Source organism: Mycobacterium sp. (genome assembly GCF_029961025.1).
Classification (GTDB): Bacteria; Actinomycetota; Actinomycetes; order Mycobacteriales; family Mycobacteriaceae; genus Mycobacterium.
Map to the genome: position 1 here is coordinate 237,224 of NZ_JASBVP010000011.1, position 26,524 is coordinate 263,747.

At 68.0% G+C, this 26,524-nt stretch carries 27 protein-coding genes; 9 read left to right on the plus strand and 18 right to left on the minus strand.

What is annotated here, in order from left to right; genetic code table 11:
* Positions 1-60: 60 nt before the first annotated feature.
* From QJR12_RS13925 to QJR12_RS13945, 5 genes are all read right to left on the minus strand, one after another.
* A complete protein-coding gene (locus QJR12_RS13925; protein WP_300583300.1) occupies positions 61-540 on the minus strand; it encodes a pyridoxamine 5'-phosphate oxidase family protein in 480 nt (159 codons plus the stop codon).
* A complete protein-coding gene (locus QJR12_RS13930; protein ID WP_300583303.1) occupies positions 527-1,336 on the minus strand; it encodes a sigma 54 modulation/S30EA ribosomal C-terminal domain-containing protein in 810 nt (269 codons plus the stop codon). Before QJR12_RS13930 ends, QJR12_RS13925 begins: the two co-directional genes overlap by 14 nt.
* A 235-nt stretch (positions 1,337-1,571) precedes the next feature.
* Positions 1,572-2,990: an RtcB family protein gene (locus QJR12_RS13935; protein ID WP_300583306.1), complete on the minus strand. Its 1,419-nt coding sequence runs from the start codon at positions 2,988-2,990 to the stop codon at positions 1,572-1,574.
* A gap of 12 nt (positions 2,991-3,002) precedes the next feature.
* On the minus strand, positions 3,003-3,413 hold the full coding sequence (locus QJR12_RS13940; protein WP_300583474.1) for an archease: 411 nt from the start codon (positions 3,411-3,413) through the stop codon (positions 3,003-3,005).
* Positions 3,414-3,442: 29 nt separating this feature from the next.
* Positions 3,443-4,777, minus strand: a complete 1,335-nt coding sequence (locus tag QJR12_RS13945) for an alpha/beta family hydrolase (protein ID WP_300583476.1) — start codon at positions 4,775-4,777, stop codon at positions 3,443-3,445.
* A 228-nt stretch (positions 4,778-5,005) separates the two neighbouring features.
* On the opposite strand from QJR12_RS13945, the gene QJR12_RS13950 reads away from it, so the two are divergent.
* A complete protein-coding gene (locus tag QJR12_RS13950) occupies positions 5,006-5,278 on the plus strand; it encodes a hypothetical protein (RefSeq protein ID WP_300583308.1) in 273 nt (90 codons plus the stop codon).
* A gap of 51 nt (positions 5,279-5,329) precedes the next feature.
* Here QJR12_RS13950 and QJR12_RS13955 read toward each other — a convergent pair whose 3' ends face one another.
* Positions 5,330-6,013: a methyltransferase domain-containing protein gene (locus QJR12_RS13955; protein ID WP_300583311.1), complete on the minus strand. Its 684-nt coding sequence runs from the start codon at positions 6,011-6,013 to the stop codon at positions 5,330-5,332.
* Positions 6,013-6,546: a GNAT family N-acetyltransferase gene (locus tag QJR12_RS13960; protein ID WP_300583314.1), complete on the minus strand. Its 534-nt coding sequence runs from the start codon at positions 6,544-6,546 to the stop codon at positions 6,013-6,015. The genes QJR12_RS13955 and QJR12_RS13960 overlap by 1 nt, the downstream gene beginning before the upstream one ends.
* Positions 6,547-6,868: 322 nt before the next feature.
* Between QJR12_RS13960 and QJR12_RS13965 the strand changes: the two genes are divergently transcribed.
* Together QJR12_RS13965 and QJR12_RS13970 are read left to right on the plus strand one after the other, a co-directional pair.
* Entirely contained in the window at positions 6,869-7,222 is a 354-nt protein-coding gene (locus tag QJR12_RS13965; protein ID WP_300583317.1) for a DUF4193 family protein, read from the plus strand.
* Positions 7,223-7,295: 73 nt separating this feature from the next.
* Positions 7,296-7,727, plus strand: coding sequence for a DUF2267 domain-containing protein (locus QJR12_RS13970; protein ID WP_300583320.1), 432 nt, complete (start codon positions 7,296-7,298; stop codon positions 7,725-7,727).
* A gap of 88 nt (positions 7,728-7,815) precedes the next feature.
* On the opposite strand, the gene QJR12_RS13975 is transcribed toward QJR12_RS13970, so the two are convergent.
* The 3 genes from QJR12_RS13975 to QJR12_RS13985 all read right to left on the minus strand — a co-directional run bounded on the left by QJR12_RS13975 (position 7,816) and on the right by QJR12_RS13985 (position 12,142).
* Positions 7,816-9,144: a phosphoribosyltransferase gene (locus tag QJR12_RS13975; RefSeq protein ID WP_300583323.1), complete on the minus strand. Its 1,329-nt coding sequence runs from the start codon at positions 9,142-9,144 to the stop codon at positions 7,816-7,818.
* A gap of 115 nt (positions 9,145-9,259) precedes the next feature.
* Positions 9,260-11,668, minus strand: coding sequence for a phosphoenolpyruvate synthase (gene ppsA, locus QJR12_RS13980; protein ID WP_300583325.1), 2,409 nt, complete (start codon positions 11,666-11,668; stop codon positions 9,260-9,262).
* 315 nt (positions 11,669-11,983) lie between these two features.
* Complete coding sequence (locus tag QJR12_RS13985; protein ID WP_300583328.1) at positions 11,984-12,142, minus strand: hypothetical protein; 159 nt, start codon at positions 12,140-12,142, stop codon at positions 11,984-11,986.
* Positions 12,143-12,191: 49 nt separating this feature from the next.
* Between QJR12_RS13985 and QJR12_RS13990 the strand changes: the two genes are divergently transcribed.
* Positions 12,192-12,884, plus strand: coding sequence for a guanylate cyclase (locus QJR12_RS13990; protein ID WP_300583330.1), 693 nt, complete (start codon positions 12,192-12,194; stop codon positions 12,882-12,884).
* A gap of 26 nt (positions 12,885-12,910) precedes the next feature.
* On the opposite strand, the gene QJR12_RS13995 is transcribed toward QJR12_RS13990, so the two are convergent.
* Genes QJR12_RS13995 through QJR12_RS14010 form a run of 4 tightly spaced genes read right to left on the minus strand, consistent with a single transcriptional unit; the run spans position 12,911 to position 16,655 of the window.
* Complete coding sequence (locus QJR12_RS13995; RefSeq protein ID WP_300583332.1) at positions 12,911-13,099, minus strand: DUF5989 family protein; 189 nt, start codon at positions 13,097-13,099, stop codon at positions 12,911-12,913.
* Between the two features lie 9 nt (positions 13,100-13,108).
* Positions 13,109-13,519, minus strand: coding sequence for an SxtJ family membrane protein (locus QJR12_RS14000; RefSeq protein WP_300583335.1), 411 nt, complete (start codon positions 13,517-13,519; stop codon positions 13,109-13,111).
* Positions 13,519-15,360 (minus strand): carbamoyltransferase, encoded by a 1,842-nt coding sequence (locus QJR12_RS14005; RefSeq protein ID WP_300583338.1) that lies wholly within the window; start codon positions 15,358-15,360, stop codon positions 13,519-13,521. Before QJR12_RS14005 ends, QJR12_RS14000 begins: the two co-directional genes overlap by 1 nt.
* The gene (locus tag QJR12_RS14010) at positions 15,357-16,655 is read right to left on the minus strand and encodes an SGNH/GDSL hydrolase family protein (RefSeq protein WP_300583341.1); all 1,299 of its coding nucleotides are present in this window, start codon (positions 16,653-16,655) and stop codon (positions 15,357-15,359) included. The genes QJR12_RS14005 and QJR12_RS14010 overlap by 4 nt, the downstream gene beginning before the upstream one ends.
* 166 nt (positions 16,656-16,821) lie before the next feature.
* Between QJR12_RS14010 and QJR12_RS14015 the strand changes: the two genes are divergently transcribed.
* A complete protein-coding gene (locus tag QJR12_RS14015; protein ID WP_300583343.1) occupies positions 16,822-19,008 on the plus strand; it encodes an acyltransferase family protein in 2,187 nt (728 codons plus the stop codon).
* 80 nt (positions 19,009-19,088) lie between these two features.
* Here the strand turns inward: QJR12_RS14015 and ychF are convergent, their stop codons facing one another.
* Positions 19,089-20,162 carry a redox-regulated ATPase YchF gene (gene ychF, locus QJR12_RS14020; RefSeq protein ID WP_300583345.1) on the minus strand — a complete coding sequence of 358 codons (1,074 nt, stop codon included), beginning with the start codon at positions 20,160-20,162 and terminating at the stop codon, positions 19,089-19,091.
* A 282-nt stretch (positions 20,163-20,444) separates the two neighbouring features.
* On the opposite strand from ychF, the gene QJR12_RS14025 reads away from it, so the two are divergent.
* Positions 20,445-21,383 (plus strand): DUF6542 domain-containing protein, encoded by a 939-nt coding sequence (locus QJR12_RS14025; RefSeq protein WP_300583347.1) that lies wholly within the window; start codon positions 20,445-20,447, stop codon positions 21,381-21,383.
* Positions 21,384-21,460: 77 nt separating this feature from the next.
* Here QJR12_RS14025 and QJR12_RS14030 read toward each other — a convergent pair whose 3' ends face one another.
* Positions 21,461-22,462: a 4-hydroxy-3-methylbut-2-enyl diphosphate reductase gene (locus tag QJR12_RS14030; protein WP_300583350.1), complete on the minus strand. Its 1,002-nt coding sequence runs from the start codon at positions 22,460-22,462 to the stop codon at positions 21,461-21,463.
* 88 nt (positions 22,463-22,550) lie between these two features.
* Between QJR12_RS14030 and QJR12_RS14035 the strand changes: the two genes are divergently transcribed.
* From QJR12_RS14035 to QJR12_RS14045, 3 genes are read left to right on the plus strand one after another with little or no spacing between them, the layout of a single operon-like run.
* Positions 22,551-23,180 (plus strand): lipid droplet-associated protein, encoded by a 630-nt coding sequence (locus tag QJR12_RS14035; RefSeq protein ID WP_300583352.1) that lies wholly within the window; start codon positions 22,551-22,553, stop codon positions 23,178-23,180.
* Complete coding sequence (gene xseA / locus QJR12_RS14040) at positions 23,177-24,430, plus strand: exodeoxyribonuclease VII large subunit (protein ID WP_300583354.1); 1,254 nt, start codon at positions 23,177-23,179, stop codon at positions 24,428-24,430. Before QJR12_RS14035 ends, xseA begins: the two co-directional genes overlap by 4 nt.
* Positions 24,420-24,653: an exodeoxyribonuclease VII small subunit gene (locus QJR12_RS14045; RefSeq protein WP_300583356.1), complete on the plus strand. Its 234-nt coding sequence runs from the start codon at positions 24,420-24,422 to the stop codon at positions 24,651-24,653. Before xseA ends, QJR12_RS14045 begins: the two co-directional genes overlap by 11 nt.
* A 53-nt stretch (positions 24,654-24,706) precedes the next feature.
* On the opposite strand, the gene QJR12_RS14050 is transcribed toward QJR12_RS14045, so the two are convergent.
* Positions 24,707-25,654, minus strand: a complete 948-nt coding sequence (locus tag QJR12_RS14050; RefSeq protein WP_300583478.1) for a class I SAM-dependent methyltransferase — start codon at positions 25,652-25,654, stop codon at positions 24,707-24,709.
* Between the two features lie 230 nt (positions 25,655-25,884).
* Positions 25,885-26,523: an SDR family NAD(P)-dependent oxidoreductase gene (locus QJR12_RS14055; RefSeq protein WP_300583359.1), complete on the minus strand. Its 639-nt coding sequence runs from the start codon at positions 26,521-26,523 to the stop codon at positions 25,885-25,887.
* Position 26,524: the final 1 nt, after the last annotated feature.

A 26,524-nucleotide genomic window follows, 5' to 3' on the forward strand; every position in this document is an offset into this window, starting at 1 on the left:
CGGCTCCGAGCTCAACATCGCCGCCGACGGATCCCTGGATTGGGATGACGACTGCCGCGATCATTTCCCGGCGTCGCATTTCGCGGGGGCGCCGAGGATGCGGATGCCGGTGATGATCTCGGGTTCGATTGCGATCACGGTGTCCGCCGGGTGCACCCATGGCTGCAGCAGCCGCTCGTAGCGGGCGACCTGCTCAGGGTCGGTGATGGTGCTCGCCAGCCCGGTCACCACCACGCTCCAGCCCGTGCGCCGCCGCGGGTCGAGGTCGTCGGCCTCGTAGGCCACCACCGTCCCGGTATCGTCGCCGGCTCGCACCGCGGTGGAGAGCCGAGCGGTCAGCCGGGTACGGATGATCACCCGTCCGGCGTCGACGAGGTGGTTCACCGGGCGGATCGCCGGCAGCGCGTGCTGGGTGAACACCACCCGCCCGTGATCGACACTGGCCAACAGCCGCATCGCCTCGCCGCGGTCGAGTTCAACCACCCGGCGCGGTGTCGTATCGAGGCTCTCGCCATCCGGCCGATGGTCACTTTGCGGCATTTTCCCCTGTGTCCCCCACCGTGTCGGCGTCGTCGACCGGCGTGATCAGCCCGAGGTTGCCGTCGTAGCGTGGATACAGCAGCCGGCCGCGACCGGTCTGCGGGTCGGTGAAAAACAGGAACCGCAGGCCGTCGCGCACCCGCTCCACCGCGGCGGTCTCGCTGAGGGCCGGTGTCGGTGACGAGTTCACGATCAGGGGCACCGGCGGGTTGCAGGCGGCCGGCGACCACGACCACCCCGGCGGATACATTCGCCGCTGGCGGGCTAGCCGCAGCCCTGACGGCCCGGCCCGATACACCACCGCCTCCTCTCCGGATTCGACGTCGGTGAACAGGTGCGCGTCGTAGTCCATCGCGTCCATCACCGCCAGCGCCTGTAACGGTGTCTCGCGCTGCAGCACAAAGGCTTTGCGACGGGTGACCAGCGCGTCGGCGGACGCGGTCAGGATCCGGCGGGTCCGATCGGGCCAGGGCCGCGGCCGCCATGGCCCCCACACCCGCACGATCTGGCGATCCAGCCGCACCAGCGCCGGCGACAGATCATCCGGGCCGGCCGTGAGCGCCTGCACCCGCGCCGGGGTGTCCCGCACCCGCAGATTCACCTGCACCAGCATCGGCCCATCGGCACGGTCCGCGGTGGTCAGCCGCACTCGAGCACCCCCGGAGATCCCCCGATGCTCCAGCACCCGGCCCACCGCGTGTGCCACATGTTGGGCTTCCGCTGCCGAGATTCGGCCATCGGAGAAGACGGCGACGTCGGGGAAGTATTGAGCCGCCGAGGGCTCGACTGCGGACACCACCTGGCAGCCCCACTTTCTCCTCAACCCATCACTTACGAAGTGGCACATAAGTGTGACTTACCGTCACCCCAACCGGGTAGGGCCGAAAGTCCTCACCTGCAGACCGCGTGTGCGCAGCTCCCCACCACCGGCTAAGTAAACGGGTTTGGCTCGCAATGGTTTTCCCGCCGCACCACCCTGGGCCCTGGGCCCCGGTGCGCCCGGCGAACAAACGACCATCGGGGTGCTGAGCTTAGCCTTTCACCACGCCGAGGGGAACGAGGCGGGCGACCTTGCGGGCCAGCCCGGCACGGCCGCTGGTTTCGATGACAGCGTCAATGTCCTTATACGCCTCGGGCTTTTCCTCGGCGAGCCCCCTGCGGGATATGCCGCGCACCAGGATACCGGCTTCCTCGAGACCTTTGGATAGCGCGTCGGCATTGGTGTGGCGGGCGGCCTGATGGCGGCTCAACACCCGACCGGCACCGTGGGCGGTGGAAAAGAATGCCGGGTTGTCGGGCACACCCACCAGCACATACGACGCGGTGCCCATGGTGCCCGGGATCAGCACCGGCTGGCCGACCGCGGCCAACTCCGCCGGCACATCGGGGTGGTGCGGCGGCAGTGACCGCGTCGCGCCTTTGCGGTGTACGCACACGGTCCGTACCCGGCCGTCGACGGGATGGTCTTCGATCTTGGCCAGGTTGTGCGAGACGTCATAGAGCAACTCCAGCGACGCACCGGTGTGCTCCTCGAAGACCCGGCGGGCGGCCTCGGCGAGCAGCTGGCGGTTGGCACGCCCGTAGTTGGCCGCCGCCGCCATTGCCGCCAAATACGCCTGGCCCTCAGGGGAAGCGACGGGCACGCACGCCAATTGGCGATCGGGTACCTGAATTCCGTAGCGGCCCATCGCCTCTTCCATCCGATGCACGTGATCGGTGCAGACCTGATGGCCCAGCCCCCGCGAGCCGGTGTGAATCATCACGCACACCGTGCCCTCTGATAACCCCATCTGCGAGGCGGCCGCGGTGTCATAGACACGGTCCACGGCCTGCACCTCCAAAAAGTGGTTGCCGGAGCCCAGGCTGCCGATCTGCCCGAGCCCGCGTTCGACCGCCCGGTCGCTGAGCGCCGCCGCATCGGCCCCCGCCAACATGCCACCGTCTTCGCAGCGCTCCAGGTCACGAGCCACGCCGTGCCCCTGCTCCACCGCGAAGCGGGCGCCACCGGTGAGCACCTTTTCCAACATGGCGCGGTTGGGCAGCCGCCACACACCCTTGGTGCCCACCCCGCGCGGGATCGCGATGTCGAGGTGATCCATCACCGCTTTCATCTTCGGTTGCAGCCGATCACGGTCTACATCGCTCACTAAAAGCCGTACCCCGCAAGAGATGTCGAAACCGACGCCGCCGGGCGAGATGACCCCGTCGGCGTCGACGTCGGTGGCGGCCACCCCACCGATCGGAAACCCGTACCCCCAGTGCACATCCGGCATCGCGTACGACGCACGCACAATCCCCGGCAGTGTCGCCACGTTGGCGACCTGGCTCAACGCCATATCCCCGGGTTCGTCGGGAAGCAGCGATTTGGACGCATACACGATTCCGGGCACCCGCATTGCCCCTTCTTGCTCGATCCGGAATCGGTAAGGGGTTTCCTCGATGATCCTCATGGTTCGCCTCAATCACACATCAAGCGTCACCGCGCAACGCCAGCCTGCCTGACCGTGAGTAAAGCGCAACTCGTTGAGCGACACCGCCTTGGGCACCGCGCCTATCTGCGGCAGCGCGCTCGCGTCGACCATCGCAAACGAGACATTGACGTCCCCGTCCGCGTTGTTCAGCGTGACATCAACCGGCGCCTCACCATCAATGTCCAAAAGATAGATCATCTCGTCAAGCACGCCGACCAGCAGGTCCTCATCACCGTCGCAGCTCAGCCGGCGCTCGCGGATGCGCTGCGGGCGAGCGCCCGAGGTGTCCAGGAAGCTCTCCACCACGCCCAGCACCGCCTCCCTGACACACCCGTCACGGGTGGGTGCCCATGCCTCAATCCGCAGATCCGCCGTATGTGGTATGCTGCGATGCCCTGACATATTGCCCGCCACCGCTTTTCACCGTGACGCTAGGCGCGGGCGACCGGTGTGCGCAGGTGGGCGAGGAACCAGTCGCGGGCCAGCGTGGCAACCTGCTCGAGCGTGCCCGGTTCTTCGAAAAGGTGGGTGGCTCCGGGCACTACCGTCAGCCGGCTTTCGCTCGGCATCTCGGCCTGCGCCCGCCGGTTGAGCTCCAGCACCAGTTCGTCGCGACCGCCCACGATGAGCAGCGTCGGCGCCCGCACCCTGGCCAACGCCGCGCCCGCCAAATCGGGTCGGCCGCCGCGGGACACCACCGCCGCCACCTGCACCCGGGGATCGGCGGCCGCAACCAGCGCCGCACCCGCCCCGGTGCTCGCGCCGAAGTAGCCGACCGGCAGCGCCGCGGTGTCGGGCTGGCTCGCCAGCCACCCGGTGACATCAACCAACCGACGAGCCAGCAAGGAGATATCGAAGACGTTGGCGCGGTTTCGCTCCTCGTCGGGGGTCAGCAGATCGAAGAGCAGGGTGGCCAAACCGGCCCGGTTTAAGACCTCGGCCACATACCGGTTACGGGGGCTGTGGCGGCTGCTTCCACTGCCGTGGGCGAACACGACGATCCCCGCGGAGTGCGCGGGAACCGTGAGGTGTCCCGCCACCGTGACCGGTCCGGCGGTCACCCGGACTTCCTCATCGCGCAGCAGCGGATCGGCGGTGTTGTTCGCAGCGGGTTCTAGGAACCCGGCGCGCGCACGGTCGAGCAGCGCAACCACCTCGTCGTCGGAGGTCTTGGGGAACCGGTGGTAGCCCCGACCCACCGCGGCGTAGAAAAAGTAGGCCGGTGTCTCCAGGCACACCACTTCGTCGGCGCAGGAGCGCAGCACGTCGACGACATCGGGCGAGCCCACCGGGGCGGCAAACACCACCCGCGCCGCGTTTTGCTCCCGAACCGCCTGACACGCCGCCCTGGCGCTCACCCCGCTGACAAACCCGTCGTCCACGATCACCGCTACCCGTCCGGCGAGCGGAATACGTTCGCGTCCATGGCAATACAGCTCTACCTGCCACTGCAGCGCGGCGCGTTGCACGTCTTCCGCCTCGGCGATCTCCTCCGGGGTCAGCCCGGTCTGTTTCAGCACGGCATCGTTGATCACCCGCACCGCACCCTCTGCGAGGGCCCCGAAGGCCAACTCGGGCTGGAACGGCACCCGCAGCTTGCGCACCACAAGCACGTCCAGCGGGGCGTTGAGCGCTTTGGCGACCTCGAAGGCCACCGGCACCCCGCCGCGGGGCAGACCCAACACGACGACATCCTGACCGCGGAGCCAAGTCAGGCGTTGGGCCAGCCGGCGTCCGGCTTCCGCGCGATCGTGAAACAACTGCACATCGTCGAGTCTGCCGCGCTGTGCCGGCCCGGCGAAGGGTCCTATGGCCACTTTCATCGGGACCAATGCCCTGGCAGCACCGCTCGCGCTCCAGGTGTGACGTGCGGCCATGTTCGTGGTGACTTCCGGCCCTATCCGCCACGAGTGCACCACCCCGATGATGGGTGACACCGCAGACAGCACATCACCGCAGCCAGCTCGAAGACCGCGAGCGAGGGGAGACACGACATGCACACTGCCGGCGGCGATTCACCGTTGCTGACCGACGCCGACATTGATGCGCTGGCATGGCAGTTCCTGCATTCGGATTATGCCAGCGAGGGGTATCTCAGGTCGTCACTGGACCAACGTCTCGGCAACTTCCTTCGGCGCCGTGACCTGGTCCGAGTCGCCGATGACGGTGACGTGTTCGCAATCCTTCTCGACCGCGTGATGGCCGGGATCAGCCGCCATCCGGCAACCGCGATCAGCTCAGCGGCCGGGGTTCGGGCGGCCCGCTGACGCACTTTGGGCCGGTGCCCGGCGAATGGGGCGCGTGACCGCGGCCGCCAGTTAGCGGTCCCGGTCCCGCCGGACACCGAGAAGCTGGACCGCACCGAACCGCGGCAGCATGGTGCCGACGGCCTCGGTGAGCGGACCCGACCACCTCAGCAGCGGGAGGGGTTCGGCGGCATAGAGCAGCCCCCGGACCTGGGCGGCGCCATATCGACGGCCGAGAGCCAGCAGGGCATCCCGGGACAGGAACCGACCGGCCCGATATGGGGGGCGCTCACGCACGCGGCCGACCCATCCCCAGGGGCTGGTGGGGTTGAGCATCGCCGCCACCAGCCGGCCACCGGGGCGGGTGATGCGGGCCATCTCGGCCAGTGCCTGGGCGGGATCGGCGGTGAATTCCAGGGTGGCAACGCTCACCGCGGCGTCGACGCTGGCGTCGCGTAGCGGCAGGGCCATAGCGTCGGCACGCACCAACCGGCCCGGCAGCCGGAGAGCGGCCACGGCCAGCATCGCCGCATCCACATCGATCCCGATCACCTGGGCGTCCCGGGAAGCCAGCAGCGCGCCCAGCCGTCCGGTGCCACATCCGATGTCCGCGATCCGCCGCCCGGACACCGGTCCCAGCGCGCGCAGCACCGCAGCCGATTCGACACGCCATGCATAGCGGCCCCACCGCCGGTCGAACCAGCTGTCGTAACGGCGGGCCGCGTCAGGATCCGAGTGCGGAAAGGCTACCGACATCACAGGTCGAGCGCCTGCAGCTGCGTCAAGTCGATCTGCAGGCTGATCACCGGACCGTCGCGCTGCGTTGAATATCGCCACCCGGCGTCGAAGAGGACTTTCAGCATCGCACTGTTCTCGGCGAGCACATCGGCGGTAAAACTATGGATCCCGTTGTCGAGAGCGATCTTCGCCAGGCTTCTGAGCAAGGCAGTGGCCACACCGCGGAGATGGTCTTCGTGGGCGACCGCAACGGCAACTTCGGCGACACCCGGATCGGCGGACACCACATAGTTCGCGACACCGATCAGCCGTCCGGATTCAAATGCCCCAAGCGCCCACTGATTCTGATTGCACTCGACCACTTTGGCGGCGAACGTCTCCAGATAGGCCGGGCTGGGGATGAAAAACCGCAGGTATTGTTCGCGTGCGGTGAGCCGCCGGTGAAGCTCTAAGACGGCGGCCGTGTCACCGCGGTCGAGGCGGCGCAGCACCACTTCGGCGCCGTCGAGCAGCCTGACTTTTTCGTTTTCGTTGACGCGTCCGTCCGCCACTGAGCTTCCCTTACTCCCTCCGGCGAATACCGCCATACGTTCGCTGATCCGGATGTTTTGCGCAACGCCACGGTTTGGCCGTGCACGTGCCGTGTGCGTGACCTTCCGGGTGCCGGGCCCAACAGAGCCGAGCTTCGCAGCCGGCCGGGCCATCGCTGTCCGGGCCGCCGCGCCGCGGCGGCGGCCCGCCGGTCCACGCTGCGGCCGGGGACATCAAAGCCGAATGGACCCCGATCCGAGGGACTTCGGACCCTATCGCGGCACGGTCGTGTCGTGATCCCATCGAAAACCACGGATGCACCCAGCGGGTAGGGAGATTGAGATGACACTGCGCACCCGACGGCCACCGCGGTCGCTGCTCTCCGACGCCACCACCGCTCGATTCGGTGGGCGATACGACGAGGACCACCGGCCGCCCGTTGACGAGCTGCTTCAGGAAATGCTTCCCGGACAGAGCCTCGGATCCGGCCTGGCGGACATCGACGATGGCGGCGAATCCATTGGACCGGCACCATTCGAGCCTACCGACGCCGAGCTCACCGGCGAAGAGATCACCGTTCCGGTCATCCCCAGGCGGGCGGACGAATTTGTCTGTTCGAGTTGCTTTCTCATCCTGCACAAGAGCCGTCTGGCCGACTCGCGGGACGGTCGGCCGCTGTGCATGGACTGCGCTTAACCGCGCGGGTAGCGGCGTCCACGGCGATGACAGTGGACTGCGAGGAAACTGCGGAAAAGTGCAGGAGGTAGCGATGTCCAGCAACACAAAAGTCTCGGCACTTGACCATGCCATGCACGTCGCGCACACGTGGATTCACGACGTCGCAAAGGAGTTCGACACCGAGGATCGGGAGTTCGCCTATCGGGTGTTGCGGGCATGGCTGCATACCCTGCGCGACCGGCTTACCGTGGAGGCCAGCGCCCACTTCGCCGCCCAGCTGCCCGATCTCATCAGGGGTATCTTCTACGCGGGCTGGAATCCGCACATCGTCCCCGAGAAGTATGGCGCGCAGGACTACACCGCCCGCTTTGCCCGGGAAGCCAACATTTCCCTCGACGATGTCAGCAAGGCGGCCGCGGCAACCACCGCGGCCGCGTTACGCCACCTGCCGCCCACGCAGCTGGACAAGGCGTTGAACCAGCTTCCCGCCGACATCCGCGACCTGCTGCAACCCGCCCGCTGACGGGCTCTCCCCGACCTGCCAGGACACGAACGGTACACCGCCCGCAGCTTCCGGGGATCACGTCGGTGCCGCAGATCACCGGCGGAGATCACCGGGAGACAGCAGCCCCCAGGTACATCATGAACCAGTCACGGGCCAGCAGCGCGACCTTCTCGAGGGCACCCGGCTCTTCGAAAAGGTGAGTCGCCCCGGCGATCACCATGATTTCGCACTTGGCCGGGATGACGTCCCGCGCCCGCCGATTGAGTTCGAGGGTGGCATCGTCACGCTCCCCGACGATCAGCAAGGTCGGGGTGTGCACCAGCCTCAAGTGCTCGCCCGCGAGATCGGGGCGGCCGCCGCGGGCAACGACCGCCGTCACCTTGACCCGGGGATCGGCGGCGGCTGCCAGCGCCGCTGCCGCTCCGGTGCCGGCACCGAAATAGCCTATGGGCAAAGACGCGGTCTCCGGCTGACCGGCCAGCCACTCGGTGACGCGAACCAGCCGAGCGGCGAGCAGCTCGACGTCGAAGACGTTGGCGCGGTTGCGTTCTTCGTCGAGCGTGAGTAGGTCGAACAGCAGTGTGGCGAAACCGGCGCCATGCAGCACCGTGGCGAGGTAGCGGTTACGCGGGCTGTGCCTGCTGCCGCCGCTGCCGTGGGCGAAAACGACGATGCCCCTCGGATGCTCGGGGACCGTGAGATGCCCCGCCAACATCACCGTCCCGGCGGCGACCCGCACGTCCTCGTCGCGCAGCAGAGGATCGTCTCCGGCGGTGCTGGTGACCATGTCCGGATAGCCGCTGCGCGCTCGATCGAGCAGCTCGATGACCTCCTCGTCAGAGGTCTGTGCGAAATTGCGGTAGCCCTGCCCGACCCCGAAGAAGAACGCCGGGGACTGCAGGCAGACTACTTCGTCGGCGTATCCGGCAAAGTTTTCGGCGACGTCGGCGGGGCCGATGGGCACCGCCAGCACTACCCGGCGGGCACCTTGGGCGCGGGCAACCTGGCATGCCGCCTTGGCCGTCGCGCCGGTTGCGACGCCGTCGTCGATAATTATTGCGATCCGCCCGGCCAAGGGAATGCGGTCATGTCCGCGGCGGAAGCGATCGAGTCGATGCCGCAGCTCGGTGAGCTCCTTGTTTTCGACCGCGGCCATGTCGGATTCGCTCAGGTTGGCATCCCGGACGACGGATTCGTTGATGACCCGCACCCCGCCCTCACCGATCGCTCCGAAGGCCAGTTCAGGCTGAAACGGCACCCCGAGCTTACGCACGATGAGGACATCGAGCGGTGCCCCCAGCGCCTTGGCGACCTCGAATGCCACCGGCACTCCACCGCGCGGCAGCCCGAGCACAACAACGTCGGAGCCGCCGAACGAGGCCAGCCGCCGGGCGAGCCGGCGTCCGGCGTCAGCACGGTCAGCGAACTGCATCATGTTCTCAGTGTGACCCGGCGGGCCGCCACATCAAAGGGCCCTATGGCCGCACTTGGTGGGACTAATTCCCTGGAGCCACAGCAAGCTCCCAAGCGCGTCCGGACTCGCAGCGGCGTCATCGGCTGCCCCGCGGGGGGCGTCCGAGCCGCTGCTCGAGGGCCAGCACCGCTTTGGTGGTCTTGAGCACGGTGTCGGGGTTGAGGCTCATCGAGTCGATGCCGATCTCGACGAGAAACTCCGCCATGTCCGGGTAGTCGGAGGGCGCCTGACCGCACAGCCCCGAGTGGATGCCGTTGCGGCGGCAGCCCTCCACCGCCAGCCGGATCATCTGCTTGACACCGTCGTCGCGCTCATCGAAGTCGAACGCGACGATCTCGCTGTCGCGGTCGACCCCCAGGGTGAGTTGGGTGAGATCGTTGGAGCCGATGGAAAACCCGTCGAAGTGCTTGGAGAAATCGTCGATCAAGACGATGTTGTTCGGGATCTCGCACATCGCATAGATCTTCAGCCCGTTCTCCCCTCTGCGCAGGCCGAGTTCGGCCATCCGGGCCAGTACCTGCTCGGCTTCGGCGACGCGGCGCACGAACGGCAGCATCAGCATGACGTTGGTCAGCCCCATCTCCTCGCGCACCCGCTTCATCGCCTGGCATTCGAGCGCGAAGCCCTCCGCGTAGGCGGGATGGGCGTAGCGGGAGGCGCCGCGAAACCCCAGCATGGGGTTGTCCTCATGGGGTTCGAAGTCCGCCCCGCCGATCAAGCTGGCGTATTCGTTGGTCTTAAAGTCCGACATGCGCACCACCACGGGCTTGGGCCAGAAGGCCGCGGCGATGGTGCCGATCCCCTCGGCGAGCCGCTGCACGAAATAGGTTGCCCCGTCGGGGTAGCCGCGGGTCAGCTGCGCCAGCTGCGTGCGCGCCCCGGGATCGGTCACCTGGTCGGGATGCAGCAATGCCAGCGGGTGGCCTTTGATCGACTCGCTGATGATGAACTCCATGCGGGCCAGGCCGACCCCGTCGTTGGGCAGAAATGAGGTCTTGAACGCCAGGTCGGGGTTGCCGAGGTTGACCATGATCTCGGTGGCCGGCCGTGGCAGGTCGGTAATCTCGGTGCGCTCGACCCGGAACGGGACCTCTCCGCGGTAGACCCGTCCGGTATCGCCCTCGGCGCAGGACACCGTGACCATTTGCCCGCTGGTTAGCCGGCTGGTGGCATTGCCCGAGCCGACCACGGCGGGAATCCCGAGTTCGCGGGCGACGATCGCGGCGTGGCAGGTGCGCCCGCCGCGGTTGGTGATCAGCGCGGCCGCGGTCTTCATCACCGGCTCCCAGTCCGGTGTGGTGGTGTCGGCGACCAGCACCTCCCCCGGCCTGAACTCCGCGAGGTGGGTCAGGTTCTCGATCAGATGAGCCCTCCCCGACGCGATCTTCTCACCCACCGAGCGACCCTCCACCAGCAGCTCGCCCGGGCCGTCGAGCACGTAGCTTTCCAGCGTTGTCACCCGGCGCTGGGAGGCGACGGTCTCGGGCCGGGCCTGCACCACGTAGAGCCGTCCGTCGATACCGTCTTTGGCCCACTCCATGTCCATCGGCCGGCCGTAGTGGCGCTCGATCTTGATGGCGTAACCGGCCAACTCGAGGACATCCTCGTCGGTCAGACAGAACCGGGCGCGATCGGCCTTCGGGGTGGGGATGTTGCGGGTGGTATGTCTGGTCTCGCCCTCGACGAATACCATCTTCACCGCCTTGTCGCCCAGCAGACGGCGCAGCACGGCGCGGTAACCCGCAGCGTAGGTGGGCTTGTGGACATAGAACTCGTCCGGATCCACCGCTCCTTGCACGACGTTCTCCCCCAGACCGTAGGCGGCATTGATGAACACCACGTCGCGAAAGCCGGACTCGGTGTCCAGCGAAAACATCACCCCCGACGACGCCAGATCGGAGCGCACCATCTTCATCACGCCGATCGAGAGCGCGACCCTGAAGTGGTCGAAACCCTGGTCGATGCGGTAGTGAATGGAGCGGTCGGTAAACAGGCTCGCAAAGCAACGCCGGCAGGCGTCAAGCAGGCTTTGCTCGCCGCGGATGTTCAGGTAGGTCTCCTGCTGGCCGGCGAAGCTGGCCGTCGGCAGGTCCTCCGCGGTTGCCGAGCTGCGCACCGCCAGGCTCACGTCCGGGCCGTACTGCCGCTGCAGCCGCCGGTAGCCCTCGAGCACCTCCGCCGCGACGTCATCGGGCAGCCCGGCGCCGTAGACGATCTCACGGGCCTGCTTGCCGCGGCGCGCCAGGTCGGCGACGTCGCTGGGGTCGAGCCCGTCGAGGGCGGCCCGCAGCGGCGACCACGCCCCCGCCGCGTCGAGCATCCGGCGGTAGGCATCGGCGGTGACAGCGAAGCCGTTCGGGACCAGCACCCCCTCCCCGGACAGCTTGCTATACATCTCACCCAGCGAGGCATTCTTGCCGCCGACCAGCCGGACATCCTCGATGCCGAACTCCTCGAAAAACCGCACATACTTCAATGCGTTCACGGTGATCCTTCCTGGTGATGCCGTTCGAGCAGGCGCGCGGCCAGCGGGCCCCGGCCGGGTCGCTCGCAGCGTCGAGATCGCTCGGTGACGGGCACCCAGCCCGGCGTCGGGCCGCTCCGCTCGCAAATCCCCGCTCGCCATCCGCCGCCACCTCCTTAGCCAGCGAACCAACATGCGACCCGCGCGGATAGGGCCGAACGGCCTCGATCAGGGCGTCATTCGGTGTTCAGCTCCCGTCGAACGGCGCAGAACGGCGCGGCAGGCGAGCCGTTTTGGTCTACGGCTGGGCTTGCCGACATGCTGCGCAACCACCGCTTAGTCCCGGCCGGATTCGGCCAGGCGCTGATGCAACCGGGCCCGAATCTCAGCGGGGGTGTAGACGTTTCGCTTCCGCCGGTCCCGAACGACCAGCACACCCCCGGCGGCAACGCCGACGACTCCGGCCAATCCCAGCCATTTCCACAGCTTGCGCATGGCCTCAGGCTATCTGCGGCAACGTAATCCGGGAATCTAAGCTGCACTTGTGGACGCCAGCACGGTGACCCTGGAGCGGGCGCTAGAGGAGACCCGGACCGGTGACATCTGGCTGTTCCGCGGCGTCTCCGGGCCGGACCGCGCCATCCGGGCCCTGACGAACGCCCCGGTGAACCACGTCGGCATGACGGTAGCCATCGACGACTTGCCGCCGCTGCTCTGGCACGCCGAACTCGGCAACCGGCTCCCCGATGTCTGGACCGGCACCAACCATCGGGGCGTGCAACTCAACGATGCCCGCCAGGCCGTGGAGCAGTGGATGGGCCGCTACCGACAGCGGTGCTGGCTGCGCCAGCTCACGCCGTACGCCAACCGGGAGCAGGAGGACCGCCTGCTGCGGGTCATCGCCCGAATGGACGGCATCCCGTTTCCGACCACGGCCCAGCTCACCGGGCGCTGGCTGCGCGGCCGACTCCCGGGCGTTTACCAATGGATGCGCGCGATCCCGGTGCTGGGCGGCAAGGTTCGCGAGCGTGCACCGGCGCGCCAAGCGCGCCACACCGTGAGCCTGGAGACCGCGTACTGCGCGGAAACGGTGGCGATCACCTACGCGGAAATGGGGCTGCTGACCACCCGGAAGTCTGCGAACTGGTTTGACCCCGGGTCGTTTTGGAGCGGTGACAGGCTGCCACTGACGCCGGGTTATCAACTCGGCGGTGAAATCGCGGTGATAGCGGGGTGATCAGCCGCGTCTGGTTGCCCGGGATCTCAGAAGAGCGTGTAGATCAGCGGACCGGCACCCGAGCCGGCCACGACGATCAGGACCGCGACCAAAAGCAGGGTGGCAATGATCGGGATGAGCCACCACTTCTTGTTGTGCAGCAAAAACCGCCAGAACTCGCCGATGAAGCTGCTCGAGCGTTCGGAGGCGGCGCGGTCGAAATCGGGGTCGGGCACGAAATCTCCTCAGAATTGCTGAAAGTACCGGCGGGGGTCGTCGGCGGAGCGGTGCGCCACCCAGTATGACGGTGCCGACGGGTCGAAGCGGCGCTGCATGGGATCCTGCCCCAGCAGTCGCAACAGCAGCGCGACCGGGGTGACGACGACGACGAACACGGCCAACAGAATCAGGTGCGAGACCACCCAACCAATCGGGTATACGGCCCGCGACATCCCGAGATAGAGCGGCCGGCGCAGCCGCGGCACCGTGAGATAGGCCACGGTCAGCACGGTGCCGGCCACCCACAGCCCGGTGCGCACCCCGACCATGCCCAGTCGATGACCCGCCACCAGGCCCAGCGCGGCGAAAGTGAGGGGCAGCACGACGCCGAACACCGCCAGCTGGCGGCGGCCCGGATCACGGTCGAGGCGGATCATCAGTCCAGGGAGAACTCCCGCAGGTAGCGCTGCAGCTGCACCGGGGCGGTGCCACGCTGCTCGGACTTCAGCAGCACCGCGTCCTCGAGCACCAGCGCATCCATCTGGGTCGCCATGAAGCAGCGGAACGCGTCGTCGGGGGTGCACACGATCGGCTCGCCCCGGACGTTAAACGACGTGTTGACCAACACCGGGCAGCCGGTGCGCTGATAGAACCGCTGCAGCAGCAGGTGGAACCGGCCGTGGCGCTCGGCGTCAACGGTCTGCAGCCGCGCCGAGAGGTCCACATGGGTGACCGCGGGAATGCTCGAGCGGACCACACCAAGCTTGTCGAGTCCGTGGGCCTTTTCCCGGGCCGTCTCGGCGGCGGCCGGGGTGCGGCGCGCGGGAGCCACCGGAGCGACCAGCAGCATGTAGGGGCTTTCCTCACCGGCCGCCCGCTCGAACCAGTCGTCGACGTGTTCCAACAGCACCGCCGGGGCGAAGGGCCGGAAGGACTCCCGGAATTTGATCTTCTGATTCATCACCGACTGCATGCCGGGGCTGCGCGGGTCGCCGAGGATGCTGCGGGCACCGAGCGCTCGCGGCCCGAACTCCATACGGCCGTGGAACCAGCCGACAACGTTGCCGTCGGCGAGCAGCCCGGCCACCACGTCACACAGCTCGGCCTCGTCGTCGAACAGGCGGTAGGTCGCTCCGTGGCGGGCCAGGGCGGCGGTGACGTCCTCGCGGCGGTAGCTGGGGCCGAGGAACGACCCGCGCTGGGAGTCGCGACCGTGCGGCGCCCGTTCCCGGTCGAGCAGCTGATGCCAGACAAACAGCGCGGCCCCGAGCGCGCCGCCGGCGTCCCCGGCGGCCGGCTGCACCCAAATCCGCTCAAACGGCGTGTCGCGCAGGATGCGGCTGTTGGCCACGCAGTTAAGGGCAACCCCGCCGGCCAGGCACAGATTCGTTAGCTGCGTGGTGGCCTGCAGGTGGCGGGCCGCCCGGACGACAATCTCCTCGGTGACCCGCTGGACCGAGGCCGCTAAGTCCATCTCCCGCTGGGTGATCGGCGATTCGGGTGCTCGGGGCGGACCGTCGAAGAGCTCGTCGAAACGCTTCGATGTCATCTTCAGCCCGGTGCAGTAGTCGAAGTAACGCAGATCCAACCGAAATGACCCGTCGTCACGCAGGTCTACCAGTTTGTCCAGGATCTTCTCGGCATAGATCGGCTCACCGTAGGGAGCCAGACCCATCAGCTTGTACTCCCCGGAGTTGACCTTGAACCCGGTGAAGTAGGTGAACGCCGAGTACAGCATGCCCAGCGAGTGCGGAAAGCGCAGCTCGGCGTGCAACCGGATCCGATTCCCGCGGCCGGTGCCCATGGTCGCGGTCGCCCACTCGCCGACACCGTCGAAGGTCAAAATCGCGGCTTCGTCAAACGGCGAGGGGAAAAACGCGCTGGCGGCGTGGGACTCGTGGTGTTCGACGAAAGACAGGCGCCTGGTGTAGCCGGCGAGCTGACGGCGGATCTCCCGCGGCAGGTGCAGCTTCTCGGTCAGCCACACCGGCATGGCCCGCACGTAGGACCGGAAGCCGCGGGGCGCGAATGCCGCGTAGGTTTCCAGCAGCCGCTCGAATTTGAGAAACGGCTTCTCATAGAAGACCACGTGGTCGAGGTCTTCGGCCGTGAGCCCGCCTTCCTGCAGGCAGTAGGCGACGGCGTGCGCCGGGAACGACGGGTCGTGTTTGCGGCGGGTGAACCGTTCCTCCTGGGCGGCTGCCACCAGAGCACCATCGACCACCAGCGCGGCGGCCGCGTCGTGGTAATAGGCCGAGATGCCGAGGATGGCGGTCATCGGAGGGCCTTGGCCTCCAGCACTTCCCGCAGTAGGGGCTCGATCTGATCGGTGAGCAGCTCCGCGATCTGGCGGTGCCCGGTGGCGTTGGGGTGCCCGTCGTTGGGAATCAGGTTCTCCGGGACCAGCGCCGGGTCGATGCGCACCAGCGGAATGCCCTGCGCCTCGAAGGCGGGCATGTCGAGCTGCTGCAGGTCGAAGTCTTGGCCCATGAGCACGAAGCGCGCACCGTCGCGGCGCACCTCATCGGCCATCCGGCTGATGAGCACCGAGGTCAGCCGTTGGGAGTACGGGGTGGCCGGCGGCGGGGCCGGTGCCGGCGGCGCCGGCGGGGAAACGGCGTTCCCGGCAGCCGCTTGCGGGCCCGCCGCCGCGGCGACGGGCGGGTGGTGGGCGGCCTCGTCGTCGGTGCTGCCCAGGTTGTACAGCGCCGTCACCAGCGCCGGATTCCGCTGCAGGCGCTCGGCGACGAAGCTGAAGAAGGCGGAGTGGTTGGCCAGGCTCAACTGCAACTGGCACACCATTCGGGCGCGAGCGCCGTCGACGCGGCGCACCGCCTGGTCCACCACCCGATACTCCGAGCAGCGCGGATAGTCGGGCACCGGCTGGCCCACCACATGCAGGCTGTCGTCGGGACCCAGGATGAAGGCCGGCTTGCCGAACACCCGCCGCATCCGGTGCAGCGTCACGTTGTCATCCGGGTCGTTGGCGGTTTCGTGAAGCAGGACGACGTCGGGATGCAGCGGCTTGAGTCGTTCCCGGTATAACAGCCACTCCTGGTCGGTGCCGTAGCCTCGAACGCCGGCGTTGACGACTTGCACCGGCACGCTCAGCCGTTGAGACAGCAAGCCGGCCGCCACCGCCGAGTAGGTCTGGTTCTCGGCCACCTCCAGACCACTGGCCACCGAGTCGCCCAGCACCAGCACCCGCAGCCCACCGGGAGCAACCGGGGTTAACTCGGGACCGCGCAACCCAAGGGAGTTGATCCGGATGCGGGTGCGAAACGTGATGGGAAACGGTCGCGGCCCCGCGAACTCACCCGTCGTCCCCGGTCCATACGACCAGCCGACCTGCTCGTCGGCGACATAGAAGTTATCGGGCTTGGCGTAGACGTCGTAGAGGGGCTGGTAGCCGAGAAGGCGGAAGGCGACTTCAACCGCTCCCATGGTCGCGGCGACGGCGAGGCCGACGGCCAGCAGACGAAACAGCACCCTGCGGATCCGGCGACGCGGCCGGGGCGCGTCTCCTTCACCATCGGCGGCCGGCGGACGGCTCGTCACGTCCAGCGTGGCCATTGGTCCAGCTCCCGTCGTCGTCGCCGTTCCCGGCAATTAGTTACCGAGGTAGCGTACTGCAGTGCGCAACACCGGCCGGCGTGGTCGTGGTGCGCCGGCTTCGGTTGCATCGGGGCAACCTGGTCGCATTCTCGGGCACGACGACGTGAAATGACGGCCCATCGACATGCCCGGCTCCGGCGGGGAGGTATGCATCATTTGCGGTGAGCCCGGCGCGCGCGGGACGAGTCACGGCCCGGTGGCGGTGCGCCGCCACCGGGCCGTGATCAAGGCCGGGTGGCTTGTCCGCGCCCGCCGGTTCGGCGGGGCCGCACCGCCGCCGGGCAGACACCGCCGGGTCAACCGGACGGCACGCCGGTCCCGTCGTCCCGGCAATCCGCTCACCCGTCCCGCCATCCCGGCACTAGACGGTGTCCGCGCCCTGGCCATCGTACTCGTTCTGGCCGACCACGGCGGCATCCCCGGGGTGCGAGGGGGATTCATCGGGGTCGACGTCTTCTTCGTGCTGAGCGGTTTTTTGATCACCTCGCTGTTGCTGGCCGGCGATACCGGCCGGCTCGACCTGCCCGGATTCTGGGCGCGGCGCGCCCGGCGGCTGCTGCCCGCGCTGGTGGTGATGGTGCTGGCAGTGGGTGTGGCGCGCGGGCTCTTCCCGCCCGACGCCGTTTCCGGGCTCCGGACCGACGCCCTCGCCGCCTTCTTCTGGGTGGCGAACTGGAACTTCGTCGCCCATAAGACGGACTACTTTTCGCAGGGCGGCGCCCGGTCGCCGTTGGAGCACACCTGGTCATTGGGCGTAGAGGAGCAGTTCTACGTGGTGTGGCCGCTGCTGCTCACCGCCGTTGGCGCACTGCTGGTCGTGCGGGCTCGGCGCCGGCGCACCCCGGTTGCGCGGTCCGCGGTCCGGATGTGGGTGGGGCTGCTCGCCGTGTCGGGTGCCCTGGCATCGGCCGGTGCGGCCATCGTCTGGGCTTCCGACGCGGCGCTGAACCGGGTCTATTTCGGCACCGACACCCGGGCCCAGGCGCTGCTGATCGGGGCCGCGGCTTCGGCTGTACTGGTGCGGGATTGGCCGGCCCTGGCGGCAGGTCGCCCACCGGCCCGATCGCGTCGGGTCCGTGCGGTGGCCGAAGCGGTGTCGGTCGCGGGTCTGACGGGGTTGGCCGCGGCCGCCCACTTTGCGACCGGCAGCGCGGCGGAGTTCCGCCGCGGTTTGCTCGTGCTGGTGGCGCTGGCCGCCGTCGCGGTAATAGCTCCGGCGGCGCTGAGCCAGCGCACGACGGCGGCCCGTGTGCTGGCGTGGCGTCCCCTGGCCGCGCTCGGCGTCATCTCCTACGGCGTGTACCTCTGGCATTGGCCGGTGTTCCTGACGATCACCGGCCAACGAACAGGATGGTCCGGCTGGGCTCTGTTCGCCGTGCGGTGCCTGGTCACCCTGGCGCTGGCCACGGTGTCGTGGTGGCTGATCGAGCGGCCGATTCGCCGCCTCGCACCGACCGGCGCCCGGCTGTTGCCGCTGGCCGGGGCCACCGTGGCGACGGCTGCTGCGGTGACGGCACTTGTGATTCCGGTCGGGACGCGACCGGGTGACCCGGTGACCCGGGACCGACCGCTCAGCGCCCCCCCAGCCACGTCCTCCTCGTCGGCGGCGCCGATCCCCGCACCGCCGGTCTCCGCGGTGGTGGCGCAGCGAGATCCCTTGCGGCCGCGCACAATCTCGGTCTTCGGCGATTCGATCGCGTGGACCCTGATGCGTTACCTACCACAGACCCCGGGGTTCACCTTCATCGACCACACCACCCTCGGGTGCGGTGTCGTGCGCGGCGGCCCCTACCGGTACTTCGGGCAAATCCACGATCAACAACCCGAGTGCGACACCTGGCCAACCAGATGGCCCCAACAGGTCGCCCAGGACCGACCCGACGTGGTGTTGCTGCTCGTGGGGCGCTGGGAGACCATGGACCGGGTTCACGACGGCCGGTGGACGCATATCGGAGATCCGGCTTTCGACGCGTATCTGTTCGGGGAGTTGCAGCGCGCATTCACCGTTCTCGATGCCCCCGGAGCCCGACTGATGGTTGCGACGGAGCCCTACAACCGGCGCGGCGAACAGCCCGACGGAAGCCTTTACCCCGAGGACCTGCCGGATCGGGTCACTCGCTGGAATGCCTTGCTGCGCCAGACGCTTGCGCAACATCCGAACATCGGCGTGCTGGACCTGAACAAGAAGCTGTGTCCGGACAGCGTGTATACCGACAACGTTGACGGCATCCGGGTGCGCAGCGACGGTGTGCATCTCACCCCGGAGGCCGTGACCTGGCTGACGCCGTGGCTGGAGCGGTCGATTCGGTGAGGGGGCCTGAGGCCAAATAGGCGTTTCGACACACAGATTCTCAGGCATGAACTCTGAAGTTTTGTGGGCGTTACGGTTGTTTACACGTTAAATCTGAACTCCACCACGTCGCCGTCGGCCATCACGTAGTCCTTGCCCTCTATCCGGACCTTGCCGGCGGCCCGCGCCGCGGCCATGGAACCCGCGGCGATCAGGTCGTCGTAGGAGACCACCTCGGCCTTGATGAAGCCCTTCTCGAAGTCGCTGTGGATCACCCCGGCAGCCTTAGGTGCGGTATCACCCTGGTGGATCGTCCACGCCCGCGCCTCCTTTGGCCCCGCGGTCAAGAAGGTCTGCAACTTGAGGGTGTGAAAACCGGCCCGGGCCAACGCGTCGAGCCCTCGCTCGCTCTGCCCGATCGACGCCAACAATTCGGCGGCCGACTCATCGTCGAGTTCTTGGAGTTCGGCCTCGATCTTGGCGTCGAGGAAAACCGCGTCGGCGGGAGCGACCAGATCGCGCAGCTGGGCAACGCGGTCCGCGTCGGTCAGCACCGCCTCATCGGCATTGAAGACGTAGAGAAACGGCTTGATGGTCAACAGGCTCAACTCCCGCAGCGGGGAGCAGTCTATCCCGGCCGCGAACAACGTCGTCCCGCCCTCGAGCACCCGTTGGGCAGCCACCGCGGCCTCATAAACCGGTTTACGGTCCTTGCGGTTACGGGCTTCTTTCTCCAGCCTGGGCACCGCACGTTCCAAGGTCTGCAGATCCGCCAGGATCAACTCCGTCTCGACGACTTCGATATCCGATTTGGGGTCGACCCTCCCGGCGACGTGCGCCACGTCGTCATCGGAAAACACCCGCACCACCTGGCAGATGGCGTCGCACGCGCGGATGTGAGCCAGGAACTTGTTGCCCAGTCCAGCCCCTTCGGACGCGCCCTGGACGAGACCGGCGATGTCGACGAAGGTGACCACGGCCGGGACAATCCGCTCCGAGTGAAAAATCTCCGCCAGCTTCGCTAGCCGCGGATCCGGAAGCGGAACGACGCCCTCGTTCGGTTCGATCGTCGCAAACGGATAGTTGGCGGCCACGACGTTGTTCCGCGTCAGCGCGTTGAACAGCGTCGACTTGCCGACATTGGGCAAACCCACTATCCCCAGGCTCAGGCTCACAGCGCTCCCAAGTGTAGAGAGACCCGCTCCTCCGCGGGGCGTTCCGCCCCGCGTCGTCGCCGGCCCACCCAATCACCGCCGCTCCTCCGCGGGGCGTTCCGCCCGCGTCGTCGCCGGCCCACCCAATCACCGCCGCTCCTCCGCGGGGCGTTCCTCCGCCGTCGCCGGCTCACCCAATCACCGCCGCTCCTCCGCGGGGCGTTCCGCCCGCGTCGTCGCCGGCGGGCACGCCGGAGGCGTGCGGGCCACCACCCATAAGCCGCCAACCGGTACGGTCAACGTGTGTCAGCGCAGCGGGCGAGATCAGCGGTGGCGGCGGGTCACCGCTCAATTCACCCTGGAATCCCCGGAGCGCCCTGGTGGGCGGCCGTGGTCATCGCCGCAACCGGGACCGCGCTCGGCTTCGCCTTCGACGCGGGGTCGGGTGGCAAAGAGCTGACGAACGTCTTCGCCGCTCTCTACGCGTCGGGTTGTGTGGCGGCGGTACTCGCCGTCCGGCAATCGGGAGTCTTCACCGCGGTCATCCAGCCGCCGCTGATCCTGTTCTTCAGCGTGCCCGCTGCCTATTGGCTGCTCCACGGCGCCAAGATCACCAGCCTAAAGGACATCCTGATCAACTGCGGCTATCCGCTGATCGAACGCTTCCCGCTGATGCTGTCCACCTCGGCCGGTGTGCTGTTGATCGGCATCGTCCGCTGGTACCTCGGAAGGGCGGCACGCGTGCGGACAAAGACCATCGGCGGCGCAGAGTCCGCCACACGCCCCGCTGCGCGTCGCTCCCGGCGGGTGGTACCCTCGCGGCGCGGCGCGCCTGAGCCACCGGATGAGCGGACCCGGGGCCGGCGCCGTCCCCGCCCCGCCGAGGTGCAGGCCGCCGAGCCGCCTGCCCCCCGGCGCCGTCCCAGGGTGCCCCGCGAGCCGGACATGCGCGGCCGAACGCCGCGGGAGATCGGCCGGGAGCCGCGGGTACGCACCGGCCGACCCGCCGCGCGCGGCAGCCGCTACGACCCGTATGAACCCAGGGAAGCCGGCGAGCCGCTCGCACCCCACCAGCCGCGCCGCCGGCCCGCACCGAGCACGGCGGACGGCGCCGCGGCAACCCACCACCCCATTTCACGAGTCCGCTATCGCAGGTCGGCCGGTGACGAGGAGAACCCCGCCGGCCCGAAAACCTGGAGTCCGCGCGATTCGGCGGCCGAGTCCTGGGAGTACGACATCTGACGGCCCGGGCAAGCACCCGCCGACGGCCCGGGCAAGCGGCCCGTCAATTGCCCGGCGGTAACGGCGACGGGCACAGGTCAGCATCGGGCCGGGCGAATCTCCCGCGGCAGCGCGAACACCAGCGTCTCGTTGGCCGTCGTCACCGGCTGCACCACGTCGTAGCCGTGCTCGGCCAGCCGCGCTAGCACACCGCGCACCAGTATCTCGGGGACCGATGCGCCGGAAGTGACGCCCACCGTGACCACACCGTCCAACCAGCCGGGGTCGATGTCGTCGGCGCTGTCGACCAGATGAGCCGCCCCAGCGCCGGCACCCGCGGCCACCTCGACCAATCGCATCGAGTTGGACGAATTGGCTGAACCCACGACGATCACCAGGTCACACTCGGGTGCCATCGCCTTGACCGCGACCTGGCGGTTCTGGGTGGCATAGCAAATGTCGTCGCTGGGTGGATCCTGCAGTTTGGGAAAACGCCGCCGCAGCCGCTGCACGATCTCCAGCGTCTCGTCGACCGACAGCGTGGTTTGCGACAACCAGATCACTTTATTCTCGTCGCGGACCGTCACCGAGTCGACGGCCGCGGGCCCGTCGACGACCTGCACGTGTTCGGGGGCTTCCCCGGCGGTCCCGATGACTTCCTCATGGCCCTGATGGCCGATGAGCAAGATGTCGTAGTCATCCCTGGCGAAGCGCTTGGCCTCGTTGTGCACCTTGGTGACCAGCGGGCACGTGGCGTCGATCACCTGCAGCCCCCGCCTGGCGGCCGATTGATGAACGGTCGGCGCCACCCCGTGCGCGGAAAACACCACGATCGCGCCCTCGGGCACCTCGTCGATCTCCTCGACGAAAACCGCTCCGGCCTTGGCCAGGGTGTCCACCACGTGGCGGTTGTGCACGATCTCGTGGCGGACATAGACCGGTGGACCGTGTTTCTGCAGCGCCCGCTCGACCGTCTCGACGGCGCGATCCACGCCGGCGCAGTACCCCCGGGGTTGGGCCAAAAGCACCCTTTTGCCGCCGGCGGTGGCGGTTGCGGAGCCGGAAACGCCGGGACTGCCCACGTCGACGGTCGGCGACATGGCCATCAGCGTACTTGCCCCGGATGGCGACCCGCCAGCTCAGGGCGACGGCTTGGACTTGACCGCCGGTTAGGGCAGTCTGGGACACATGTCTACTGCACCGTATGGAATCCGGCTGTTGGTGGGCGTGGCGACGGTCGCCGTCGAGGAAACGCTGAAGCTGCCGCGGACCATCCTGATGTACCCGATGACGCTGGTCAGCCAGGCGGCACACCTGGTGATGCGAGTCCAGCAAAACCTGGCAGAACTGGTCATCAAGGGTGACGCCACGCTAGAAACGCTGTTTCCCCCGAGGGAGGAGCAGCCGGAGTGGGCAACCTTTGACGAGGACTCCGGGCAACCTCGCGATGAGGACTCCGGCCCAGGGCCGCTGACCGCGGACGACGATCACCGAACCGAGGGACGGTTTGCCCTGTATTCGGTGGGCAAAGCGGCACAAGCCTCCCGCGAGTCCGGCACGCCGACCCGGCCCGCGCCGGTCGATCGGGCCACCGGGTCAAGGCCGGCAACGACACCGTCGGCAAAAACGGTAACGGCGCCGCCGGTGGCAACGGAACTCGACTACGACGCGCTGACGCTGGCCCAGCTGCGAGCCAGGCTGCACACGCTCGATGTCGACGAGCTCGAGGCCCTGCTCGCCTACGAGCAGGCCACCAGGGCCCGCGCTCCGTTCCAGACGTTGCTCGTCAACAGGATCACCCGCGCGACTGCAAAGTGACCCGATCGGTGCCGAATCACCCGGTGAATTCGGCGGAAAACCCGTTCCCGGTTCGCGCTGTGGCCGTCCGGATCGCGGGCTGGATCGACAAACTGGGTGCGGTTTGGGTCGAGGGGCAGTTGACACAGATCACCATCCGGCCCGACTCCAAGACCGTGTTCATGGTGCTGCGTGACCCGGCAGCCGACATGTCGTTGACCGTGACATGTACCCGCGACTTGCTGCTCGACGCGCCGGTCGAATTGGCCGAAGGTGTGCAGGTAGTGGTCTGCGGCAAGCCGACATTTTATACGGGACGTGGCACATTTTCCTTGAGGCTCAGCGACATTCGTGCTGTAGGGCTAGGCGAGCTGCTGGCTCGCATCGAGCGGCTGCGCAGGGTGCTGGACGCCGAGGGGCTTTTCGACCCCCGGCGTAAGCGACCGATTCCGTTCCTGCCCAACACCGTTGGGCTGATCACCGGCCGGGCCAGCGCGGCCGAGCATGACGTGACGACGGTGGCGGCGGCGCGCTGGCCCGCGGTGCGCTTCGCCGTGCGCAACACCGCCGTGCAGGGACCTAACGCCGTCCCGCAGATCGTCGAGGCGCTGCGCGAACTAGACCGCGACCCGGATGTCGACGTGATCGTGCTGGCTCGTGGCGGCGGCAGCGTCGAGGATCTGCTGCCGTTCTCCGACGAGACGCTGTGCCGCGCGATCGCCGCCTGCCGCACGCCGGTGGTCAGCGCGATCGGTCACGAGCCCGACAACCCGCTGTGCGATCTGGTCGCCGATCTGCGAGCCGCCACCCCCACCGACGCGGCGAAGATGATCGTCCCGGACACCGCCGCCGAGCAGGCGTTGATCGACGACCTGCGTCGGCGCAGCGCCCAGGCATTGCGCAACTGGGTGGCCCGCGAACAACGGGCGCTGGCCCAGTTACGCAGCCGCCCGGCGCTGGCCGATCCGCTGGCAGCGCTGACGACGCGCGCCGAGGAAGTGCGCCGCGCCCGCTCGGCGCTTCGCCGCGACATCACCCGCCTCGTGGCCACCGAGACCGAACGCATCGGCCATCTGGCCGCCCGGTTGGCCACCCTGGGCCCTGCGGCTACCCTTGCCCGGGGGTACGCCGTGGTGCAGACGGTTTCCGCGCAGGGGGCCACATCGGTGCTGCGGTCGGTCCGCGACGCGCCCGCCGGCACCAGGCTGCGGGTGCGGGTTTCCGACGGCGCCCTCGCGGCGGTAAGTGAAGGACTCACCGATGGAGCCTGACAAGGGAGCTGGCACACCCGTTAGCCAGCTGGGTTACGAGCAATGCCGTGATGAATTGATCGAGGTCGTCCGCCTCCTCGAGCAGGGCGGTCTGGATCTGGAGACATCGCTGAAATTGTGGGAGCGAGGCCAGCAGCTTGCCAGGCGATGTGAAGAACACTTGGCAGGCGCCCGCAAGCGAGTCGAGGAGGTGCTGGCCGCCGACGATGCCGACGAAAGTTGACGCGAGGCCACCGCTTCGCCCGGTCCGACCGGCGAGGCGTACGCAATTGCGGGCTAACCGCCGAGCCGCTGGGTGGCCATCAGCAAGGTGCCAGCAACGCTTTCCGCTTTCAGGTCGGCGGGCACGGGTCGGCCCAGGCGGGCGAGTTCCCGCTCGCTGGGGACGGCTTCGACGTCCCAACCATGCTCACCGAGCCAGCGCGAAACCTGCACCGGCTGGTCGTCATAGACCAGCGCCGTGGCATCCACCCCGATACCCAGGCGACTGCGCAACCGCGCCGCACGCTCACGCCAGGCGGCAAGGCCGTTGGCGCTCAACGAAGATTCAAGGTCAACCTCGTCGACCGCGAGCATGCTGCCGTCGCAGCTCAGCGCGGTGATGCGTTGCAGCAGGCTTTCCCGGTCGGCGGCCCGCAGATAAGGCAGAATCCCCTCGGCCAGCCATACGGTGGGCTGCCAGCGGTCGAACCCGGCACCGATGAGCGCCACTTCCCAGTCTTGGCGCAAATCCACCGATACCGCGCAGCGATGCGCCCTCGGCACCACGTCGTGGCCATCCAGCGTCGCATCTTTGTAGGCGAGCACGCCCGGCTGGTCGAGTTCGTAGACCTCGGTGTGGGGCGGCCAATCTAACCGGTAGGCCCGCGAATCGAGCCCGGCACCCACGATCACCACCTGCCGGATGCCGGCCTTCGTCGCGGCCCGACAGCATTCGTCGAAAAAGCGCGTGCGCATCGCGTGGTAGTCGCGGGCTAAGAATTCCATCCGGCGCGCGTGCTCGTCGTTTCCCAACCAGTCAAGGTTGCCGTCGGCAAGGCGAGCCCAGGCCGGGCCCGCACCCGCGACCAGCAGTTTGGCGAACGGGTCGCAGATCAGCGGGTGCGCTTGGGCGGTTTCGGCGGCCCGCGCCGCCGCCCCCTGCAGGGCCATTGCCCCCACACTCTCGGTGATATCCCAGCTGTCACCGTCTTTCCTGGCGAATCCGCTCGCCGCGCAAGTCATGTCATGGATGTGCTCGCCTGTGTCGGCGGTCATGCGCCGGTAGAAACTCATCGCTTCGACGCCCAACCGATGCAAGGGCCAGCCGTCACCGGGCCTAAGAATTGCCGTCCTCACCGATCAAACCCCCTCACCGATCACATCCCTCACCGATCAAAATCCTCGGCATCGTTTGTCGACCTTCGCCGCGGTCATCCGCCTGCGGTGCACCCGAACGTGGGCGATCGAGCCATTCAGGCTGCCCCCACACGGGAAAGGACTGGCGCCGCCCGCCGCGCGGCAGAAACACCCGCCGGTGACGCCGGCGCGGATCCGGGCCCGCACCCGCGGTGGGTGACGTCGATCACCCGAACCGAGCTGTCCCGAAGCTGGTAACGCAGCAGCCGGCCGTAGGCGCGCAGCGCCGCCCTGGTCACCCGGTACCTCGGCGTGGCGGCCTTCGGCACGCCCGCTACGTCGCACGTGACATTGACGATCGCGGCACAGGGCCGGGTCGCCAGGGTGGGCAATACCGCCGCGATCAGCCGCATCGGTCCCAGCGGACCGATGGTTTCGATATCCGGTGCCGTCTCGGGCCCGCCGGGAACGCGACGTTCGGCGCACGCGGCGCACAACACGTTGTTGATCACCAAATCAAGACCCGGATAGCGGGCGGGCAGCTCGATGGCGAATCGCCGGATGTCGGCGGGATCGCCCGGATCCAGCCGCAAGCACTGCATACCCGGGTTCGCATCCGCGACGCTCTGCAACAGCGAGTGGCATCGCCCCACGATGATCACCTGGTTGCCCAGCCAGTGAAATGATTCGGCCAGGTCGCGGCCGATCCCGGTGGCACCGCCGGTCACCAGGACGGTATTTCCCGTCAACTGCATG